The sequence below is a fragment of the Sphingobacterium sp. NPDC055346 genome, assembly GCF_053645235.1.
Genome location: NZ_JBSHMI010000002.1, coordinates 525,512 through 547,027, shown reverse-complemented (window position 1 = coordinate 547,027; position 21,516 = coordinate 525,512). Strand labels below are relative to the sequence as shown.

At 41.1% G+C, this 21,516-nt stretch carries 14 protein-coding genes; 2 read left to right on the top strand and 12 right to left on the bottom strand.

Annotated elements, in window-relative coordinates; translation table 11 throughout:
• Nucleotides 1-9: 9 nt before the first annotated feature.
• The 8 genes from ACWICE_RS06710 to ACWICE_RS06675 form a co-directional block, all read right to left on the bottom strand.
• On the bottom strand, nt 10-1,089 hold the full coding sequence (locus tag ACWICE_RS06710; protein ID WP_454297902.1) for a porin: 1,080 nt from the start codon (nt 1,087-1,089) through the stop codon (nt 10-12).
• Nucleotides 1,079-1,666 carry a K(+)-transporting ATPase subunit C gene (locus ACWICE_RS06705; protein ID WP_454297901.1) on the bottom strand — a complete coding sequence of 196 codons (588 nt, stop codon included), beginning with the start codon at nt 1,664-1,666 and terminating at the stop codon, nt 1,079-1,081. The genes ACWICE_RS06710 and ACWICE_RS06705 overlap by 11 nt, the downstream gene beginning before the upstream one ends.
• Nucleotides 1,667-1,672: 6 nt before the next feature.
• Nucleotides 1,673-3,682, bottom strand: a complete 2,010-nt coding sequence (kdpB, locus tag ACWICE_RS06700) for a potassium-transporting ATPase subunit KdpB (RefSeq protein ID WP_454297900.1) — start codon at nt 3,680-3,682, stop codon at nt 1,673-1,675.
• 16 nt (nt 3,683-3,698) lie between these two features.
• Nucleotides 3,699-5,387 carry a potassium-transporting ATPase subunit KdpA gene (gene kdpA, locus ACWICE_RS06695; protein WP_454297919.1) on the bottom strand — a complete coding sequence of 563 codons (1,689 nt, stop codon included), beginning with the start codon at nt 5,385-5,387 and terminating at the stop codon, nt 3,699-3,701.
• A 21-nt stretch (nt 5,388-5,408) separates the two neighbouring features.
• On the bottom strand, nt 5,409-5,486 hold the full coding sequence (locus ACWICE_RS06690) for a potassium-transporting ATPase subunit F (protein ID WP_185212105.1): 78 nt from the start codon (nt 5,484-5,486) through the stop codon (nt 5,409-5,411).
• Between the two features lie 4 nt (nt 5,487-5,490).
• A complete protein-coding gene (locus ACWICE_RS06685; RefSeq protein WP_185211985.1) occupies nt 5,491-5,826 on the bottom strand; it encodes a DUF7674 family protein in 336 nt (111 codons plus the stop codon).
• A gap of 92 nt (nt 5,827-5,918) precedes the next feature.
• Complete coding sequence (locus ACWICE_RS06680) at nt 5,919-6,278, bottom strand: DUF7674 family protein (protein ID WP_185211984.1); 360 nt, start codon at nt 6,276-6,278, stop codon at nt 5,919-5,921.
• A 324-nt stretch (nt 6,279-6,602) separates the two neighbouring features.
• Nucleotides 6,603-7,946, bottom strand: coding sequence for a sigma-54-dependent transcriptional regulator (locus ACWICE_RS06675; protein WP_454297899.1), 1,344 nt, complete (start codon nt 7,944-7,946; stop codon nt 6,603-6,605).
• Nucleotides 7,947-8,294: 348 nt separating this feature from the next.
• Between ACWICE_RS06675 and ACWICE_RS06670 the strand changes: the two genes are divergently transcribed.
• Nucleotides 8,295-8,798 (top strand): thermonuclease family protein, encoded by a 504-nt coding sequence (locus ACWICE_RS06670; RefSeq protein ID WP_454297898.1) that lies wholly within the window; start codon nt 8,295-8,297, stop codon nt 8,796-8,798.
• Between the two features lie 4 nt (nt 8,799-8,802).
• Here the strand turns inward: ACWICE_RS06670 and ACWICE_RS06665 are convergent, their stop codons facing one another.
• Entirely contained in the window at nt 8,803-11,478 is a 2,676-nt protein-coding gene (locus ACWICE_RS06665) for a cation-translocating P-type ATPase (protein ID WP_454297897.1), read from the bottom strand.
• A 181-nt stretch (nt 11,479-11,659) separates the two neighbouring features.
• Here ACWICE_RS06665 and ACWICE_RS06660 point away from each other — a divergent pair, with 181 nt between their 5' ends.
• Entirely contained in the window at nt 11,660-12,532 is an 873-nt protein-coding gene (locus ACWICE_RS06660; protein WP_185217918.1) for a universal stress protein, read from the top strand.
• Here ACWICE_RS06660 and ACWICE_RS06655 read toward each other — a convergent pair.
• The 3 genes from ACWICE_RS06655 to ACWICE_RS06645 all read right to left on the bottom strand — a co-directional run bounded on the left by ACWICE_RS06655 (nt 12,492) and on the right by ACWICE_RS06645 (nt 20,235).
• Nucleotides 12,492-14,954 carry a phosphocholine-specific phospholipase C gene (locus tag ACWICE_RS06655; protein WP_454297896.1) on the bottom strand — a complete coding sequence of 821 codons (2,463 nt, stop codon included), beginning with the start codon at nt 14,952-14,954 and terminating at the stop codon, nt 12,492-12,494. The genes ACWICE_RS06660 and ACWICE_RS06655 overlap by 41 nt on opposite strands.
• A 160-nt stretch (nt 14,955-15,114) precedes the next feature.
• Nucleotides 15,115-16,989, bottom strand: a complete 1,875-nt coding sequence (locus ACWICE_RS06650; protein ID WP_454297895.1) for a RagB/SusD family nutrient uptake outer membrane protein — start codon at nt 16,987-16,989, stop codon at nt 15,115-15,117.
• A gap of 12 nt (nt 16,990-17,001) precedes the next feature.
• Nucleotides 17,002-20,235 (bottom strand): SusC/RagA family TonB-linked outer membrane protein, encoded by a 3,234-nt coding sequence (locus ACWICE_RS06645; RefSeq protein ID WP_237219527.1) that lies wholly within the window; start codon nt 20,233-20,235, stop codon nt 17,002-17,004.
• Nucleotides 20,236-21,516: the final 1,281 nt, after the last annotated feature.

The following is a 21,516-nucleotide window of genomic DNA, read 5'->3' as shown; positions in this document are numbered from 1 at the left end:
AATAACTGATTAGAATCGCCAACCTAAGGCAGTGCTAATTGTAGTACTATTGCTTTTTAATTCTGATTGGTTGTTCACAAATATTTTTTCAGAGGAATTCAAATTCCTGACTTCGGTTCTCCAGATCAATCCTTTATACAAGTCTACATCAAATCCTGCAGAATAGCCAAGAATGTTTGTCCCTACCTCTCCATACCTTCCGAACACTACCCCATCCTCATCATTAAAATACTCCAATCGTGCATTCATTTTAACTTTAGGACCAATGGCATAATTTGCTTGGATTCCTGCATTCCACCAATGGTAATTTTTTGAAAGGAGCGGTTGCTTCTGCATCCCGTAATCCCAGTTTGCCAAGATATTCATCTTATCGTTTATCGCAACCTGAACATATAAATCATGAAAAAACCTTATGCTGTCTGAGCCTTCATCACCTATATACGAGCTACTGTTCAAAACAACAGATTCAACTGGCTTATACTGGATCTGATGCCCGAAGGACATATTTTTACTTGTATTTGGCAACTGTATTCTTTGCCAGCCATTTAATGCAACGGCACCTAAATAAAGTTTGGAATCCTTCGTGGTATAGGAAAGTCTTGCTCCTGTTTCAAAATAAGGAGAATTCTCCGCTGCTAGGCTCCTGCTCAAGCTAATATTATCCAGACCTATCGCACTTTCCCCTCCTATATGAGAAGGCAATACACCTGCATCGATCCAGAGTTCATGGTTCTCTAAAAGTTTAAAACCTACATTGGCCTCATACACATTTTTCCAAACCCCCTCTTCTCCTGCATAATTAGCATTCATATAACTCCCAACAGCTATAGCCAAGTTACTTCTAACCCTTTCCCCATCATACGCTGCTTTGAGCATCGCCAGATTAACAGAAAACTCATTGCTACGGTTATGGCTATAAATAAATGACGGCCTTTTGTGGTCCTCAGGTTTATTGAAATCATAGGTATAATACGATTCGATATAACCGGAGATTGTCAGGTTCGATTTCAATGAATCGGAGATTTCCTGTGCCTCAACAAGACTAATACTTAAAAAACCAGCAGCAGAGCAAAGAAATTTATTGAGCATCTTGAACTCCTTTCTTATTGGCCATTTCGTCTAATGCTAAGTTTAGCTCCAATACATTCAGCTTCTCTGGACCAAACATACCCAATAATGGCTTCTCAGTCTTTTCCTGGATCAGTTCCATTAATGCAGATTCTTCCAAACCTCTTAACTTAGCAATCCGAGGAACCTGAATTTCCAAAGCATTAACAGAAAGATGGGGGTCAAGACCGCTTCCGCTTGCTGTAACGATTTCGGTTGGAATCTGTTCTTTGTTCACATCCGGGTTATGTGCCAAAAAATGTTCGATCCTGCCCTCCACTTCCTGTATATATTCTGGGTTAGAACCTGCTTTGTTACTGCCACCAGATCCTGCAGCATTATAATCTACAGCTGATGGTCTAGACCAGAAGTATTGATCTTCTGTAAACTGCTGTCCGATATTTTTATAATATGATTTTCCATTTCCTTCTACAAGAAAGCCTTTTCCTTGATTAGGACTCAATTGAGCGATTGCCCACACAACAAATGGATATAGTATAGCAAGTAAAATAAAAGACAAGATACTCATCTTAATTGCCGGTAAAATATGTGTTTTCATTTCTGTTTAAATAAATACTGATAATAATAGATCGATCAATTTGATACCAATGAATGGCACAATCAATCCTCCAAAACCGTAGATCAAAATATTTCTTCGCAACAAAGCGGATGCACCGATAGGCTTATAGGCCACACCTTTCAATGCCAAAGGAATCAACATAGGAATCAGGATAGCATTGAAAATAATAGCTGAAAGGATTGCTGATTCAGGGCTGCTCAACTTCATGATATTTAGTGGAGCCAATGCAGGGATCATGGAAACAAACAGAGCTGGAATGATGGCAAAGTACTTAGCAACATCATTAGCTATACTGAAAGTGGTCAATGTTCCTCTGGTCATCAATAGCTGTTTACCGATTTCTACGACTTCAATTAGTTTGGTTGGGTCATTGTCCAGATCCACCATATTACCAGCTTCCTTGGCCGCTTGAGTACCGCTGTTCATCGCAACACCCACATCGGCTTGCGCTAATGCAGGCGCATCATTGGTTCCATCCCCCATCATGGCCACCAACTTACCTTCACCTTGCTCCCTACGGATGTAGTTCATCTTATCTTCAGGCTTCGCTTCAGCGATAAAATCATCTACCCCAGCCTTTTTAGCGATATATTCTGCGGTCAAAGGGTTATCACCAGTCACCATAACCGTTTTGATTCCCATCTTCCTCAAACGCTCAAAACGTTCTGAAATACCTGGTTTGATGATATCCTGTAATTCAACGACCCCCAAGGCTTTTTCATTTTCAGAGACAACCAATGGCGTTCCACCATTCCCGGAAATGCTTTCCACCGTTTTTATGACATCCTCCGGAAAATTATTGCCTGCAGATTCAACCAGTTTTTTAATGGCATCAGTGGCACCTTTTCGGATCCGCTGATTGGCGATATCCAGCCCTGAACACCTTGTCTCTGCAGTGAATTTGATAAATTTGGATTCCTGCAATCTAAAGGGCGCCAAATCTAGACCTGCTAATTCGACTATAGACTTCCCCTCAGGAGTCTCATCGCTCATGGAACTCAATGTCGCTGCACGGATTAATTCCGCCGAATCAACACCTATTGCAGGATGAAACTTCGTAGCCTTTCTATTACCAATGGTAATCGTTCCGGTCTTATCCAATAGCAATACATCCACATCGCCAGCTGTTTCAACGGCTCTACCAGACTTGGTCAATACGTTCGCCCTTAGGGCACGGTCCATCCCAGCAATACCAATTGCAGATAGCAAGCCGCCAATCGTAGTTGGAATAAGGCAGACAAATAGCGATATGAAGGCTGCAATGCTAATAGGCACATTAGAATAATCTGCAAAGGGTTTCAGGGTCACACAGACCAAGATAAAAACCAGGGTAAAACCAGCAAGTAAAATGGTTAAGGCAATCTCATTTGGTGTCTTCTGTCTTTTGGCACCTTCAACTAAGGCAATCATCTTATCCAGAAAAGACTCCCCCGCAGTAGCGGTAACCAATACAACGATTTCATCAGATAACACTTTTGTCCCACCTGTCACGGAACTACGGTCACCCCCAGCCTCTCTAATGACAGGTGCTGATTCCCCTGTAATAGCACTCTCATCAATGGTCGCAAGGCCTTCAATGATCTCCCCATCGCTGGCGATAATATCTCCCGCCGTACAGACAAACACATCTCCTTTTTGCAATTGCGAAGATGGAATGGTCCTGCCATCTTTCAATTTAGCTGGCGTTTCCTCCCTCGTTTTCCTCAAACTATCAGCTTGAGCTTTTCCCCTAGCCTCTGCCAAGGACTCAGCGAAATTCGCAAACAATAAAGTGATCAATAAGATAAGGAAGACAATAAAGTTATATCCGAAGGAACCTTGCGACTGATCTCCCAATAATATGGCAATACATACCACTAACATCACCACAGTACAAACCTCAACAGTAAACATGACTGGGTTACGAAGCATTTCTTTAGGATTGAGCTTAATAAATGCCTGTTTAAAAGCAACTTTTAATAACTCGGTATCAAAGAATGGATTATTTGATTTCATTTTGAATCTCAATTAATTATTTAATAGAAAAATACTCTGCAATTGGCCCTAGGGTCAAAGCAGGGAAAAACGCCAATGCAGCAACAATCACGATCACGGCAAATACCATAAATCCAAAACTTGCTGTATCGGTTTTAAGGGTTCCGGCACCTTCTGGGATATATCTTTTTTCAGATAATATTCCTGCTATGGCAATTGGACCAACGATTGGAATGAACCTACCAAACAAGAGCACTATACCGGTACTGATATTCCACCATAAAGTATTATCACCTAATCCCTCAAAACCACTACCGTTGTTCGCTGAAGCGGATGTGAATTCATAGAGCATTTCAGAAAAACCATGGAATCCAGGATCATTGGTCGTACTTGCTCCAATACTAGGATAGGCAGCAGCAATTGCGGTCCCAATCAAAATCAGGAATGGATGGATCAAGGCTACAATCATGGCGATTTTCATCTCCCTTGCCTCAACCTTTTTACCCAAGAACTCTGGCGTACGTCCTACCATCAATCCAGAAATAAATACCCCTAGGATAATGAATACAAAGAAATTCAGGATCCCTACGCCATTTCCGCCATAAAAGGCATTGATCATCATGGCCAACATTTCATTCATTCCCGAAAGCGGCATACTGCTGTCATGCATGGAGTTTATCGAACCGGTAGAAATTACCGTAGTTACAATCGACCAGAAACCTGATGCCGCCGCACCAAACCGGATTTCCTTTCCTTCCATGGCCCCCAAATCCTGCGTCACACCCAATCGTTCGAAGGCAGGACTTCCCTGTGCTTCCATCAAGACGTTTGGAATAGCCAGGCATAAGAAACCTATGGTCATCACTCCAAATATCATCCATGAAAGTTTTTTTCGATTTATGAAGAAGCCAAGTGCAAATACCATGGCCACTGGAATCACAAATTGCCCTATCATTTCGACAATGTTTGAAATATAACTGGGGTTCTCAAGGGGATGATTTGAATTCGCACCGAAAAAACCTCCCCCATTCGTACCCACATGTTTTATGGCAACAAATGCAGCCACTGGTCCTCTTGACACTTCCACGGTATCACCCTGAAGGTTTAACATACTATCCTTGCCTTCATAGGTCATAGGTGTTCCTTGGAAAACAAGGATCAAGGCTACCACAAATGATATCGGCAATAGGATTCGAGTACATGATTTCAAGAAAATATCGTAGAAATTACCAAGCAGCTTACTGCCCTTATCCTTAAAGGCCTTGAACAGTACAATTGCAGCCGAAATCCCAATACCTGCACTCACGAACTGAAGGAACATCAATCCAGTTTGGGATAAATAGCTTAAACCCGTTTCCCCTGAATAATGCTGAAGATTACAGTTTACCAAAAAGGAAATGACGGTATTAAATGCTAAGTCTGACGACATATTCGGATTACCATCAGGATTTAAAGGGAGATAGGCTTGAAACATCAAGACCAACATCCCTACAACAAACCAGACTAAGTTGATGGTCAATAGAGCGACTAAATGTTCCTTCCAGGTCATTTCCTTCTTAAAGTCAACACCTGAAAGTCGCATAATCCCTTTTTCGACCGGACCAAACACTTTATCCAAGAAACTAGGTTTATCGGAAAAAACATTGGCGATATATTTACCAAGGGGTATAGCAAGGATGATAGTTGCTATAAACATTAAGACAACTCCCCATATTTCTGTGTTAATTAGATTCATTTTTTCTTTTCCTTAAAATTTTTCAGGATTCAACAATACATACATGGTGTACAAAAAAACCATGATGGCGACGATTAATAATGCGATCATATCTCTAATTTTCTATAATAGTTTTTACATAAACTGACCTCATTTCCTTTGGGAAAAAGGTAAGATGTTTCCTTAAGCTTGCCGGAGATTCCATGGAAGCCATTCGTTCCAGAAACTCATTCTCAATGGCATTCTTCACATGCAAAGATCCCCCGCCATACAAAATCCCTATGACATGCAATGCTTCACGGGTCATTTGCTGTTCATCTGAAGAACCTTCAAAATTTGCCAAACAATATTCAGCAACACGTTGAAGAACCTCATATTCTGACTCCAGCTTCCCTCCCTTCACACAGTGAGGTAGCCAAGCTTTTACGGTTGAAATAATTTTACTTTCCATGTCCTTAGATTTTGTCGAAAAAATCAACTGATTTGAAGAATAGAGCAAAGCAGACAATGCCCAAAATCAATAATGCTACGGTTAATATCATGTTACTTGATGTGTTGAATGATGTAAACTTCCTTAAGACCTTGAGGGAGCTCTGAGATAATCTTGCTCCATTGCTTGGAACTGCACAAATGGTCCATTCTCGTTAAGCAGTGCATAAACAGATACTCCACATGTTGCCTGATCTGCTGATCACCTTTTTGATATAGGATACCTACGCAGGCTAATATCCGCTGCACATATCGGAAATTTTTCCTTTGACATAATTCGCGCATATAACTCACGATCACCTGCATAACCGCAGCCACATTACCTTCAGATTTTAGACTCTTCAGCCGTGGTGATAATTTCCGGATATGCCTTCCTACATAATTTGCCATCTCTTGGGATGTAATCTTTTCCATAATAAAAAAAATCATATTTGACCCTAGATGCCAATCTCTATTCCAGCCAATGAAACAAACCCCTAACTAACTACTTATCAACAGGATAAATTAAAACAGAAAAATATAGGCAATAAAAAACCCTATCATTTTGATAGGGTTGTTATCATTTTGAGAACCAGGATGAATGGGATTCGAGGATAAACCAAGCTCATGGAATGAACCAGGATGCATAGGATTTTAGGATAAACCAAGATTATACTACAAACACATATGAAAAGGATTACGGTCAACCCTATTTAGGGATGGACATAGGTCTAAATACTTAATACTTAATACTAAATACTATATCTTGTACTCCTCAATTTTTCTATACAAGGTAGCTACTCCGATTTCCAACAAACGTGCAGCTTCGGCCTTGTTTCCTTTCGTAAAGGCCAAAACCTTTTGGATATGCTTACGTTCCATTTCGGCGAGTGCCATAGCTGATAAGCTATTGGAAGTACCTTCTTGCATACAAAACTCATAGGGCAAAGCGTTCGCATCCAACGTATCGCCTTCAATGAGAATCAAACTTCTTTCGATACTGTTTTTAAGCTCCCGGACATTACCTTTCCAGGTATGCTTTTGCAGTAAATCAATATAGGAATCATCTATTTTTGGAACAAGCATATTCAATTTTGCAGCTTGGAGAGCCACAAAATGTTTCACTAACAACGGAATATCAGATGTACGATCCTTTAGAGAAGGTAATGTTATCGTGAATACCGAAAGCCTATAATAGAGATCAGATCGAAACATTCCTTCCTCAGCTTCCTGTTCCAAGTTTCTATTGGTTGCGGCAATAACGCGAACATTGACTTTCGTTGGTCTACTTTCCCCTACTTTCAGGAACTCTCCCGTTTCCAGCACCCGCAATAGTTTTGCTTGCAGTTCAATGGGCATTTCACCTATTTCATCCAAGAATAAGGTTCCTTGATTGGCTTCCTCAAACAATCCTTTTTTATCTTTCAGTGCACCGGTAAATGCTCCGGCCACATGGCCAAACAATTCAGATTCTAAAAGGTCCTTGCTCACTGCAGAACAATTTAAGGCGACAAAGGATTTCGAATTCCGTTTGCTATCATAGTGGATTGCTTGTGCAAACACTTCCTTCCCCGTACCCGTTTCACCTAACAATAAAACTGTGGCATCAGTCTGGGCAACCTTCTTGCCAAGGGATATCGCATTTTGCAATTCTTTAGATTTCCCTACGACCTGATCAAAGGAATATTTCTTACCAACTTTCTCCTCCAGTTGCATCAAGGGTTTCGCCATTTCTACCTTTTGAAAAGCCTTATTGATCAATGGAATGACTTTATTGTTATCATCTCCTTTGGTCATATAATCAAAAGCACCGTTTTTAATGGCTTGTACACCATCGGCAATTTGCCCAAATGCTGTCATCAGTAAAACTTCGGCCAAGGGTTGTAGCTTCTTGATTTCCAGAACTGCTTCTACCCCATTCCCATCCGGAAGCTTCACATCACACAAAACCACATCGATTTCTTTGGTTTTTAGGATCTGATAACCAGCCTTGAGATTGGCCGCCTGAAAAACTTCCAGATCATCCCACTCCAATTGGATAATCCTAGCGAGTAATTGGCGTAGTTTATCCTCATCATCAATAAGCAAAATCTTCTTAAGCATGGTCTAAATTAGTATTTACTAATTAGTATTTACAACATATGGCGCTAAATTGTCAAAATAATAGAAAAATCCCAAGGCGGGGAGCCTCAGGATTTTATCAAACCAATTATTAACCTAAATTATGAAATTTCTTTTTTTTACTTTTTTACTTTGTTGATGATATAACGCAACTCAAAAGCAAATCGCGTCAACCCTTGCCAATCTTAACATAATTTAACAACTCAGCCCTGTTGCTTATTCAGGCATATAAAAAAACTATCCTTCTAACTACAAATGCATTAAAGTATACAGATGGTAATATTCCTGCTATGCGGTTTGTAAGGTGGAATTGATTGCTATTTTTGCAGCATGACATTCAAACATCTACTGAGCATATCCTTCCTGCTTTTATTGATTTCCCAATCTGCCTTCAGTCAGGAATTGCTAAAGGGCAAAGTGGTAAAAATCTCAGATGGGGATACGATGACAGTTTTGGACAGTCTAAACCAGCAGCACAGGATTAGGCTCCATGGAATTGATAGCCCAGAGAAAGGTCAGGATTATTATCAGGTTGCAAAAGATTATGCAGGTCAGCTCTGCTTCCAAAAACAGGTAGAAGTAGCCATCCTGGATTACGACCATTACAAACGTGCCATTGGCAAAATATATGTTGATGGTCTGGAGGTAAATTTAAGCCTATTAAAGGTTGGTCTTGCTTGGCATTTCACACAATTTGATCAATCAGAAGAATATGCACTTGCTGAAGCTGAAGCAAAGCTTAATAAAATGAATATCTGGTCTCTTAAGACCGTTACTGCCCCTTGGGAATTCCGAAAAATCAAGAGACAGCAACAGAGATTGAAAGCCAAATAGAATTCTAATTGGCTTTATTTCTAATCAGCTTAAATAATTCATTGACAAAGAGTGGCACCAAACCAAATCCTAAAACTTTTAGCCAATCATTAAGCCCAATAATTTGCAATTTAAAGGACTCCCTCAACACTGGAACAAACAGCACTAATAACTGCAAGGCAAATCCTAGAATAATGGCAAACACTAAATACTTATTTGAGAATATTCCAACCTTAAAGATGGATTTACTCTCGCTCCTAAATGACAAGGAATAAAACAATTGACAGGCAATAATGGTCAAGAAAGCCATAGTCCGTGCATAGGAATGTATATCTTCAGGAATTTGATCCTTAAATGGGTTGTAGCCATGTTCAAAATAACCGATCAAAAAGGCTGCTGCCGTCAATAGGCCGATCAAAATTCCCGCTACGATAACCCTTTGCGTACCGCCATGTGAAAAAAAGTTTTCATTTAATTCCCTGGGCTTCTCCTTCATCACATTCGGATCACCCGGATCCATCCCTAAGGCAACTGCTGGCAAGGTATCCGTGATTAGATTGATCCATAACAATTGTGTCGCCAATAACGGAACAGGCAAGCCCGCCACGATGGTCACCAACATGGTAATAACCTCGCCCAAATTACTGGCCAATAAAAACACGACCGATTTCTTGATATTATTATAAATATTTCTGCCTTGCTCTATCGCCCCAATGATTGTCGAGAAGTTATCATCCGCAAGGATCATATCCGATGCGTTCTTGGCAACATCTGTCCCTGTAATCCCCATGGCAACCCCGATATCGGCAGCATTCAAGGAAGGCGCATCATTTACCCCATCTCCGGTCATGGAAACAATGTTTCCTTTCGATTTGAATGCTTTGACGATATTGACCTTATGTTCCGGAGAAACCCTAGCAAATACCCGGTAATCAGCAATATGGGATTCCAGTTCTTCGTAGGAAATAGCGTTGATCTCTTTCCCTGTTGTAACCTGATCAAAATTTTCGGCAATCCCTAATTCCTTCGCAATGGCAAATGCTGTATTGCCATGGTCACCGGTAATCATAATGGTTGTCACCCCAGCTTCTTTCGCCTTTTCTATGGAGTCCTTCACTTCCTTCCTTGGAGGGTCAATCATACCCACCAGCCCAATAAAAACCAGGTCCTTTTCAAACTCCTCCTTCTCTATTTTGGAATCACTCTCCTTAAAAGCTACTGCTAATGTCCGCAATGCTTTAGTAGACATCGCCTCCACGGCATCAGTGATCTGCTTTTTATGATCTTCCGTTATGGGATGTAATTCTTCACTTTGAATAATATATTTACAGTTCGGAAGAAGGCTATCCACAGCACCTTTGGTATACAAAATATATTTAGCATCATGGTTATGCAGGGTCGACATCATTTTCCGATCCGAATCAAAGGCTAACTCATCCACCCTTGGTTGATTGCTCTGAAGTTCTTTCCTGTCCATTTCCCATTGATCAGCCAAAGCCAGTAAAGCAACTTCCGTTGGATCACCAGTCTGTTTATCTTCTTCAAGCGTTGCATCGGATGCTAGCACCATGGCTTCAGCCAATAGGTTTTCTTCAAAAGTATTCTCCCCTTCATCATCCACGGAGATCAAATCATCACTAAAGGTAAAAGCTTCCTGAACCGTCATCTTATTTTGGGTCAATGTCCCAGTCTTATCGGAACAGACGATGGTTACCGACCCTAGGGTCTCGACCGCTGGAAGTTTCTTGATAATGGCATTTTGCTTGGCCATTTTAGTAACCCCGATGGACAGCACGATCGCAACAATGGCAGCTAGACCCTCCGGAATGGAAGCAACCGCTAAGGAAACCGAAGTCAGGAACATCTCCGTCAAGTCTCTGCCCTGGAAATAAGATATTATAAATATGACCACACAGATACCAATGGCCACTTTACCCAGAGTTTTGCCTAAATGGTCCAGACGGATCTCCAATGGTGTCTCCTCCGTTTCCCCAGTATTCAGAAAACCAGCAATTTTTCCAACCTCGGTCTGATTGGAAGTTCCGATTACCAAACCAACTCCTCGCCCATAGGTCACCAAAGTTGACATATAAGCCAAGTTGATCCGATCTCCTAATGGGATGTATTCTTCAGCAAATTTTGCCCCTGCATCTTTTTCAGCAGCAACAGATTCTCCCGTAAGGGCAGATTCATCAATCTGAAGATTCGCGGATTCAATCAAGCGTAAATCAGCAGGTATATATCGGCCTGCCTCCAGCATCACAATATCACCAGGAACCAATAGCTCAGAATCAATCTCCAAAACCTTTCCTTCTCTTCTCACAATAGCTTTTGGATGGGAAAGGTTTCTCAAAGCATCAATGGCATTGTTTGCCCGCACTTCCTGAAATAGCCCCAGAAAGGCATTGATCAATATGACGATCAAAATGATGATACCATCGGTATATTCACCCATAAAAAAGGTAATCCCTACAGCGGCAAAAAGAACATAGATCAGCGCATCATTCAGCTGTTCAAAGAATATGCGAAAAATGGATTTCCGTTTCTGTTCCTGAAGTTTGTTCTTGCCATATTCCTGCAACCTCTTTTCTACTTCCGGACCACTCAGACCCTCCGATGGATTTACGCCCATGTTCTTGAGAGACTCTTCTACACTTAATGAATAACTATTGTTGCTTATCGATTTTTGTTCTTCTGCCATATTATAGTAAATACCCTAAACCCAAAAATAGTTCTAAATCATCTTTCTTTCGATGATTTCAATCACTTTCACTCAGCATTTTAGTTAATATGGGACACCATTCTGCCCTTCCAGGGGTAAAACTTGATTCAGGCCTTTCTTTTGGCTATATTTGGAATACACTCATCCTACCGATAGTATTATGAAAAACGCACTTTTAATTCCAACCGACTTTTCTGAAAACGCATGGGTAGCCATTAAATATGCCGCAAACCTAGCCATCAAATTTAACTGGGATATTCATGTACTCCATGTATATCAAAAGTTTGATAGACTGCTTGCCACATCAGAATTCAATGAAGCCGTAGCGAAACACAATGAAGATGCTTCCATAGGTGAAATGCTGAAACTGGAAAACAGGATAAAAACTGATTTTCCTAATCTTGGATTGACTACCGCATGTATCGACGGAAATTTGACGGAAACAATTTTAAAGGTAGCTACTGAAAACAATGCACCCTTCATCATTATGGGTACAAAAGGTGCTAGCGGATTAAAGGGATTGGTGTTTGGCAGCAATACCTTCGAAATTATCCAGGAATCCCCAATTGGAGTAATTGCCGTTCCTGAATCATATCAGGACTTTAAACTGGAAAATATCGGGATGCTGACCAATTTCCAGGCTACAGAATTTGACCTCATCGATAGTTTTATCCATAGAACAAGTCCTGCAATTGACTTGACACTTTTGCATGTGCTCGAGTCCAATAAAAGCAATGACCAGAACACTATACTATATTGGGAAGAAAAGATGCTTAAACATACAGGCGTGAATTCAGTCACGTTCAAAAGTAAACAGATGATCAATAGGATTGATGTCAAACAACCAATCCCCTATTGCATCGAGCAAATGATCCTGGAAGAAGGAGTAGATTTACTCCTTCTTACTTATACCAGGAAAAGCTTCTTTGCTAATTTATTTTCTAAAAGTTTGACAAAATCAATTGCCAATGAACTGACTGTACCGAGCTTCTTTATGCGAGAATATTTTCTCCACCCATTAAGGGATCAGTAATACTTGCTTTGCCATTTTCTATATGACCTGCATATTTAATGAATAGGTCTGGATCTTGATCCGAGGTAACCTCAAAATCATACCAGCCATTGGATTGATCCAATTTCCAATTCTCTTTTTTGCTTTTACGAGCAGCAAGGATCTTTGGCGAATGTCCATAGGAAGGATCCTGTACTTTCAGGTCCACGGTACTGTTTTTCAATTCCAATTGGAAACCCATATTCGCATGGCCGCTTACAGATTTTAGGGTTGGAAATGCTGACTTCACCTTCCCTTTGAATGCTCTATAGAATCCATTCGGCCCATGTACGGAGAAACAGAAGGTATCATTTTTTATATCGGAAAGATCTATGCTGTAAACCAACTCTTCTTTAGCTTTAACAGCAAAATTCCAGGTTCTCCCGATTTCGTTCTTCGCACCATAGGCGGTATGCGAAATCAATTGAAAGGGTACTCCTACCGTTTTACTATGGCTTAGGTTTCCATAAAGACCAAAATGGAAGTATAATTTCCCTCCCTCCACAGATAGGTTCACATCCATATCATAAGGAATGGCACAGGCTGGTTTTGTTCCTTTCTCTTGCAATCCTAAACCGGTATTAAAGGAAAGGTTATTCTTAATCTTGGAAAGACTATCAGGGTTAACGGCCTTGAAGTTACCAGGAATGGACTTATCCTTTGCTGAAAATATCCGTTCTACATATTGATCCCTGTTGACAAAATCAATGGTCGGACGCTGATTTTCTGGAATCGGCCTGAAGGAAGATGTTAGGTTTCCACAGATCAGTCTTCTCCAATCGGTCAGGTTTGTCTCCTTGACTTCTTTCTTATATTTTTTCTGGATAAAATGCTCTAAAAACTGCAAGGTCGAGGTATGGTCGCATACTTCTGAATTTACCCACCCGCCTTTTGACCATGGTGAGGCAATGACCAATGGCACACGATATCCTAATCCTATTGGACTATCATGAACCCCGGTTTCCCTTCCTGTTCTCTTATTCTCTTGCTCTACGGTTACATATTCGTCTGCTGTATTCATCCCTTTTGGAACTGCACCAGTTTCCTTTTTACTGCTCAATGGTGAAATAAAAGGCGCAATATGATCAAAGTAACCATCATTCTCATCATAGGTCAGGATAAAGATGGTTTTCTTCCATACTTCGGGATTGGCTGTCAGGATATCCAAGCTTTCAGAAACATACCAAGCACCGTACCATGGTGATCCTGGATGATCCGAAAAACGACATGGCGCTACCAACCAAGATACTGCAGGCAGGTTTCCTGATTTCACATCCTCGCGGAACTGATGAAAAACATCACCCTTAGGCACTTCTATCTCGACCCCATCTTGCCCCTTGATCTTGGAAAGCTTATGGTAATTCGGGTCATTTGTATTGGTCGCAAAGGCACGAAGATGGATTTCTTGCTCTTGCTTGCTTAATTTCTTGAAATTCTCTGCTGAATATTTTTCTACATCCTTTTTATAACCCTCCAATTCATTCACCACCTTTTGATAGGCTTCTTGGTTCGCAAATTTAGCTACGGTCAGTAAATGCTCGATTTCCTTAACTTTTTTCTGCGCAAAGCTATAATATGCTGGATGGAATTTTACCTGATATTGTTTATGGAATTCTAGGTTATTATCGGTAAAGTTGGCCAACCAATCCTCTTCTTCACCTTCGAATCCAACGGGCAGACTCAATTCATTCTGATATACCTTCCATGAAATTCCAGCTTCCTGCAATCGCTCTGGATAAGTTTTCCAACTCACATCTTTGTAATTGATCTGCGAATTATCGACATGGGCCGTAGATTCTGGATTATGGGGTTCTTCGCGCACTGTACCCGACCAAAAATAGGAACGATTGGCACTGGTACCCGTCAGGGAGGAACAGAAATGTTGATCACACACCGTAAAGGCATCCGCGAAAGCATAATAAAATGGAATATCCTTTCTTTCAAAATAGCCCATGGTCAGTGGGATATGTTTGTACTCAGGATCTCCGGCTTGTTTAGCTTCCAACCAGGTATCCATCTTCCCCTCATTGCGGGCGGCGACCATGTCGCGCCAGCCATGTGGTAGGCTTCCCATCCAGGTAATCTTGGTGTTTTCAATATCTAAATGAAAGGGAGCATAGATCTCCGCTTTATTATTCTGTTGGTACCAAACCGGCAAACCACTGGGTTGACGCATGGCCCGAGGATCATTGAATCCACGGACACCTTTCAAGGTACCATAACAATGGTCAAATGATCGGTTCTCTTGCATTAAAAAAACAATGTGTTCCGCATCCAAGTAGCTACTTCCTGGTTTGGCATCAATGGCTAAGGCTCTTTGTATTGATTCAGGTATTAGGTTTATGGCAGCAGTGGAACCTGCAAGCATCGAAGCTTTCTTTAGAAATTCTCTTCTATTATCCATTAAAAATTAGTTTAGACAGCAAAGCTATCATTTTAATCAGTTTAAACTTTAATATAGGCATTCTAACCCTAAGATTTAACCAAAACTTATCATAACCTTAATATTATTACACAAAAAAGCCCAACCTTCCGGTTGGGCCAATCTATAAACTTACCTAATCCTATTCGTAACCAGGATTCTGCAATAATTTAGTGTTCCTGTTGATTTCATCTCGGTGGAATGAACTAAAGTACATCTTATCATTCCAGCTTCTGTTTTCAATACCTGGATTCAATGTATTTACCGTATAGATATACGTGTAATTTGCTGGATCATGTTTGTACAGACTTACGGTTTTTCCCGGTTTCAATTGCCCGAAAACATCCATGATCGTTACTTTACGACCTAAGGTGGTCGAAGCGATCATCCAACGGCGTGCATCAAAGAAACGGTGCTCTTCATATGCAAGCTCAATACGTCGCTCGTTACGGTAGCGCTCTTTCAAGGCTGCCCCCGCTTCGGTAATCGCTGGCATACCTGCACGGAAACGGATCTTGTTTAACCAAGTTTTCGCTTCTGCATCCTCGCCCAGTTCGATACATGCCTCCACATAGTTCAATACGGCTTCGGTGTAGCGCAATAATGGCCAAGGAATCTGCTGACGTGTATTTTGATCTACGATTGCCGGGTTTGGATCCACAAATTTCCTGTAGTAATAACCTGTGTACGAACCATTCCAATCCTCAATCGGACTGTTTCTGGTATCCAATCCGAATACCACTGTTTTCGTTCCTGAACCGTTTCCGATTTCATAACGGCCTGTCTGGATCTGATTGAATGGATCTCTATTCCGAACGTCTTCCGTTCTTGGTTTCCAACCTGCACCATCAGCACTGATGGTCACGTAGAACCTAGGGTCACGATCCGTATAAGGTGCTGCTTTATGGGTTGGATTGTTCCAGTCAAACTTCACACCTGACCTAAACTCATAATCATCAACCAATAATTGAATTGGTGAGTTTCCAGACCAGTTATGGTATCCGTTAGGACCGTTATCACGACCTACCCAGCCACCACGCTCATCTTTCAAGTCAACAAAGAAACGACCTAAGATCAGGTCTTTCTTACCATCCGCATTCGCCACTTTACTTCCACCACCCATCGCTATATCCAGGTAATTTGCCTTACCCTCTTCGGCTGTTGCTGGAGCAGTCAAGCTCATTTGATAACCGTACTCAGCACGGTCAACAACCTTCTTCGCTGCATCCTTAGCTTTTTGCCATCTTGCTTTTCTGTCGCCTGACAAATAACCCAAGAATTCTGGCTTTCCATATCCACTGATAACGGCAGATTTACCTTTAGCTGTTGGGATATCATGCAGATCTGATGCTGCATAGGTCAATACCCTAGCTTTTAATGCAAGCGCAGCAACCTCATTGGCACGACCGTTAACTTTCGCTACGCCTGTCAATAATGTTGTCGCCGAATCACAATCGCTCACGATCAGGTTCACACACTCCTCATAGGTATTTCTTTCTTTCATGTAGTCTGCTTCCCCTAATTGGTAAACCTTCGTTACCAATGGAACAGCACCATAAAAACGCAATAGCTGCTGATAGAAATAGGCTCTTAAAAAATAAGCTTCACCTAAAAGTTGATCCGCTTTTGCTTTATCGATTTCCGGGGCCCTTAATTTTTGGATGGCAACATTCGTCGCACGGATGCGGCTGTACATGTTCCCATAGCTGTAGGTACCCATGATATAACCTTGGTCGGCAGCATTGGATCTGCTCTCGGTTACGGTATTGATTCCACGTCCTGGATGGGTAAACAATGCCTCATCCGTCATCGAAGCCATCTGCTGCTCTTCGAATCCTCCAACCCCAAATCCATTGTAGATCTCATAGATAAAGGCTTGTGCTAATGCGGCATCCGTCCACACTAGTTCCTCAGGCGCTTCGTTTAATGGTCGTGTGCTGACGAAATCATCATTACAGGAAGCCATTAACCCCACAAAGGCCAAGGATATATATTGTAATTTGAATTTAAATTTCATGTCTGTCTATTTTTAAAAAGAAACCATTACGCCTGAATTGATCAATCTAGCTTGTGGGTAATAATGCCCAATAGCATTGGTCGATTCCGGATCATAAACTTTCATTCCACTCCAAGTCAACAAGTTCTGTCCACTTACAAATACCCTCAGGCTGCTTACTCCGAATTTCTTCGTCCAGTCGGTAGGTGCATTATACCCCAATTCAACGTTTTTCAAACGTAGGTAATCGGTGTTACGCATCCAATAGGTATTGTTGTAGGAGAAGTATTGATCACTACGGTCTGTAATACGTGGATGTTCACTGCTTGGGTTATCAATAGACCAGCGGTTTTCATAGAAATCAATCAGGTAGTTACCAATGGCTCCGGATTCATCCGTACCGATACGCGTTTCTGCCCCCATGGCTCCTTGGAACAAGACTGATAGATCAAAGTTCTTATAGGTAAACCCTAGGTTCAAACCGCCCTGGAAGGTTGGCACATTGTTCTTGTCACGACGTACACGGTCATCCGGTGTGATCTTTCCATCGCCATCATAATCCTGATATTTCATGTCCCCAGGACGTAGGTTCCCGGTGATATCACTGTAATCGATTTTGTTCGCATCAATCTCTGCTTGATCTTTGAAAACACCATCATAGATATAGTACATGCCCGCGTTGATCGCTCTTCCTGTACTCTTTTGCCATTCTGGTGCTCCTGGTGCTTCATCCCAGAAAATGATCTTGTTCTTCGCATAACCTCCGTTCACCGATGCACTGAATCCTAGTTCACCGAACGTCTCACGGTAGCCGATATTCAAGTCAAAACCGGAGTTATCTACCTTACCGATGTTCTCTACCGGTAATGACATCCCTGTACTTTGTGGAATAGATGCATTTCTTCTCCAAAGGATACTTTCACGACTGTTTTTGAAGAGATCAAATTCAGCATTGAATTTACCGCCCAAGAATTGTAGATCAAATCCTAAGTTGTAGTTATTGGCAACCTCCCATGTGATGAACATATTCGGAACGCGACTTTCTCTTAGGGATTTTACGATCTCATTATTGATAATGTAAGAGTTGAAACCATAGGTGTTGAAGTATTGGTATTCTTGTAATGCACCTTCAAAATAGATATTATCGTTACCCATCTGTCCATAGGATGCACGGATTTTAAAATAATTTACAAATGGCACATTCTCTTTCCAGAAATTCTCTTCAGAAACCATCCAACCTAACATCGCTCCTGGGAAGAATCCATAACGGGTATCTGTAGGGAACATGTAAGAACCGTCCACACGCCACAATAACTCAGCGATGTATTTGTTCTTATAATTGTAGTTGAACCTACCGAAATAGTTCAAACGAGCTCTTTCCCATGCACTACCATTGTTATCCTTTTCTGTATCACCACCAGCGAATAGATAGTCGATATTATTGGAGATAAAGTATCTTCTAAATGCAGAGAAATTGTCGTTTCGGATCGTTTCGCGGTTTACCCCGGCCAAGATATTAAAGATATGGTCACCAATGGTTTTATCATAAGATGCAACAGCACCCAATAATACGTTCATTTGATCTTCACTACTTTGGTTTAATCTAGGCTCTGCAGGACCTCTTTTACCAGCTACCAATTTTGGTGTGGTTCCATCGGCTTCGTAGTCACCCTGCCAGGTATATAGGAACCATGGAATCTCCCATCTTTTGGTACCTCTTACATATTTATCCACGGCTGCTGTACCGGTCACTTTCAATCCTTCCACGCCAGGGATCTTGATCTCGATCTGTCCGTTGGTTTGGAAATAATAGCGCTTGTCGCGGTCGTAACCTGTTGCATCCGTAGAAATTACCACTGGGTTTTCCCCGTATTCGATATCAGGTCCCGGCATTCCATTTGGCCAGTAAGCTGGCATGGTCGGGTTACCACGCATCAACATACGGAAAATGGTTCCTGCTCCTTTTGTTGGAAAGTTCCTGTTTTCCTGTCTGCCCAATATACCAAACTGTGTTTTGATGTATTTGTTGATATTGGCATCCAAGTTCACACGGATATCATATTGTTTATACCCCGTTGCTGAATTCTTGTAATATCCATCCTGGTTCAGGTAACCCATTGACATTAAGTAACGAAGGTCTTCGGTACCACCTTCCAATTGCACATTGTGCTTGGCTTGTGGTGACCAGTTCTTTAATGCTTCTCCGTACCAATCGGTATTTGGGTGACCCCAAGGATCAGATCCATCAGCAAATAGTTTTTTGTCCTCTGGATCAAATGGAGCCGTTATCGTGTTACCATTCGGTCGCTTATAGGAACCTGCTGAATTAAAGGCATCCAATGCAGCGCCCCACTCGGCCACCGGAAGTTTGTAGATTTCCAGTTCATTTCTCATTTCGGCATATTCGCTTGCATCAGCCAATTTTGGGACTACAGTAGGTTGCGAAAAACCTTGGTTGAAGGTATAGGAAAGCAATGGCTTGCCTGTCTTACCGCGTTTTGTCGTTACCAAGATTACCCCGTTTGCTGCACGGGCACCATAAATGGCTGCCGACGCATCCTTCAGCACCGAGATGTTCTCGATATCTGCAGGGTTCAAACGATCGATACCTCCAGCACGTGCAGGGATACCATCGATTACGATCAGTGGACCTGAATCTCCCAAGGTGTTCGTACCACGGATACGGATATTGGAACCATCATAACCCGGTTCACCACTTCCATTCGTTGCTACCACACCCGGAACACGTCCGGCCATCGCATTGGATAGGTTGATTGCAGGAGATTTTTTCAGCTCTTCCCCCTTAACAGCTGATACCGCTCCTGTTACGGTTTCTTTCTTTTGTGTACCATAACCAACGACTACCACCTCATCGATATTATCCGATGTCGGGGTTAGATCTACGTTGATGCTGGATTGATTGGAGACAGAGACTTCTTTTTTCTCTAGTCCCACTGAAGTAAATACCAAGGTTGCTGACCCAGGCACACCTTCCAAAGAATAATTTCCATTTTCATCGGTTGTTGTGGCTTGGTTAGTTCCTTTAACACTTACAGTTACTCCGGCCAAGGGTTGGCCTGTCGAGATATCTTTCACTGTTCCTCTTACAGTTACTTGATTTTGCCAATGCGTTGCAAAATGAGTTGCATGCACTGCGGAATGGGAAAATGCGGACACAGAGGCAATACTGCAAAGCATTGTGATTCCTCCAACCCGAAGCATTTTTAACCCACCCTTTCCATTGAAAAGATGGCGGCGTTTAACCATAGAATTAAGGCGTTTAAGTTATTATAGATTTATGTTTAGTTATCCTAAGATAGACAAAAGGATAAGATGTGCAAACCATTCGCTAAATAAAACGCTAATTATATCCGGTAAATTTTCTTTTTAAAGAAATTAAATGTTCAACAAACATTTATCAACCTATTGCTTTTCAATAAATTAAAAAACATCGGAGTATCTATACTAATTTCACAACATATTGTAACAAAAACTAAAGATAATCTAATTAACAGGCTAAATTTTCAAAAATTTATAACAAAAGCTCAATTTATTTCTATACGAAATATTTATAAGTAAACAAAAAATTAATATATATTTATAACTAAAATGTTGACCTTCAATAATATTAACATTATCTTGAAAGAAATATTTTCAAGAATTAATTATTAACATGAAAACCATCCTAACATTATTAATCTTTTTCAGTAGTTTTCTTTGGACTGCCGTATACTCCATAAAAACCCAAATTATGACCAGCGAATGGACCTTGTTTTTTGCTTTATTTATCACTTCCCTTTTCCATCTATGGATCTATAAGAAGAAATATAAAAGAGTACCTCGATATTAAACAAATCAATCCTATATTAACCTGTAGAAACTAACTCAAAAACTCTCTTGTTTTTGATCAGAATACCCAGTGATTTATACAGGTTTTATTCGAGACTCATTCGAGACATATTCGAGAAACAGCCGAAATTTACCTTGAAAAAATAAGGTGATTGATCATGATTTTTTCAGCATTCTTTCGGACTTGACTTTCCATCAAGTTAAGAAGTCTTCGAATGGAATGTGGATATAGATTGATGCATATTGCGAATTTTGAAAACAAGACCAAAACAAGGTCAATACTTGACTCCATACTCCCCTCCCCAGACAATATCATTTGATTATTTTTTTTTCATACTGAGGTTCATCCGAAGTATCTCGGAGCAATGCAAACCTAATATAAAAGAATTTGGATTGGCGTACAGTGCGTCAATCTTAGATAGTTTGGTTTGGCGAACAGTTCTGCACCTTTGCTGCAGCATGACAGGACCTGAGGGAGGAGAACCGTACAGGTTCTTCACTAATCGTTCAGGATCAAAATGCGCTACAGGGGGATTCAGAGTGAAACGAAGAATCTATTTTTTATTTTTTTTGGGAATTTGGGGTCATTCCGAAATCGTAAGATGAGGAAACCATTTTTTTTGATTTAATTCCATTCAGAAAGATCTATTGAAAAATATTACACCCGCGCTGTGGGTTGGCCATTTCAAACATTCACTT

Coding starts and splice junctions, on each gene's coding strand:
- ACWICE_RS06710 (WP_454297902.1), bottom strand. CDS start 1,089: ATGCTCAATAAATTTCTTTGCTCTGCTGCTGGTTTTTTAAGTATTAGT.
- ACWICE_RS06670 (WP_454297898.1), top strand. CDS start 8,295: ATGACATTCAAACATCTACTGAGCATATCCTTCCTGCTTTTATTGATT.
- ACWICE_RS06705 (WP_454297901.1), bottom strand. CDS start 1,666: ATGAAAACACATATTTTACCGGCAATTAAGATGAGTATCTTGTCTTTT.
- ACWICE_RS06655 (WP_454297896.1), bottom strand. CDS start 14,954: ATGGATAATAGAAGAGAATTTCTAAAGAAAGCTTCGATGCTTGCAGGT.
- ACWICE_RS06685 (WP_185211985.1), bottom strand. CDS start 5,826: ATGGAAAGTAAAATTATTTCAACCGTAAAAGCTTGGCTACCTCACTGT.
- ACWICE_RS06675 (WP_454297899.1), bottom strand. CDS start 7,946: ATGCTTAAGAAGATTTTGCTTATTGATGATGAGGATAAACTACGCCAA.
- kdpB (WP_454297900.1), bottom strand. CDS start 3,682: ATGAAATCAAATAATCCATTCTTTGATACCGAGTTATTAAAAGTTGCT.
- ACWICE_RS06690 (WP_185212105.1), bottom strand. CDS start 5,486: ATGATCGCATTATTAATCGTCGCCATCATGGTTTTTTTGTACACCATG.
- ACWICE_RS06665 (WP_454297897.1), bottom strand. CDS start 11,478: ATGGCAGAAGAACAAAAATCGATAAGCAACAATAGTTATTCATTAAGT.
- ACWICE_RS06650 (WP_454297895.1), bottom strand. CDS start 16,989: ATGAAATTTAAATTCAAATTACAATATATATCCTTGGCCTTTGTGGGG.
- ACWICE_RS06645 (WP_237219527.1), bottom strand. CDS start 20,235: ATGGTTAAACGCCGCCATCTTTTCAATGGAAAGGGTGGGTTAAAAATG.
- ACWICE_RS06660 (WP_185217918.1), top strand. CDS start 11,660: ATGAAAAACGCACTTTTAATTCCAACCGACTTTTCTGAAAACGCATGG.
- ACWICE_RS06680 (WP_185211984.1), bottom strand. CDS start 6,278: ATGGAAAAGATTACATCCCAAGAGATGGCAAATTATGTAGGAAGGCAT.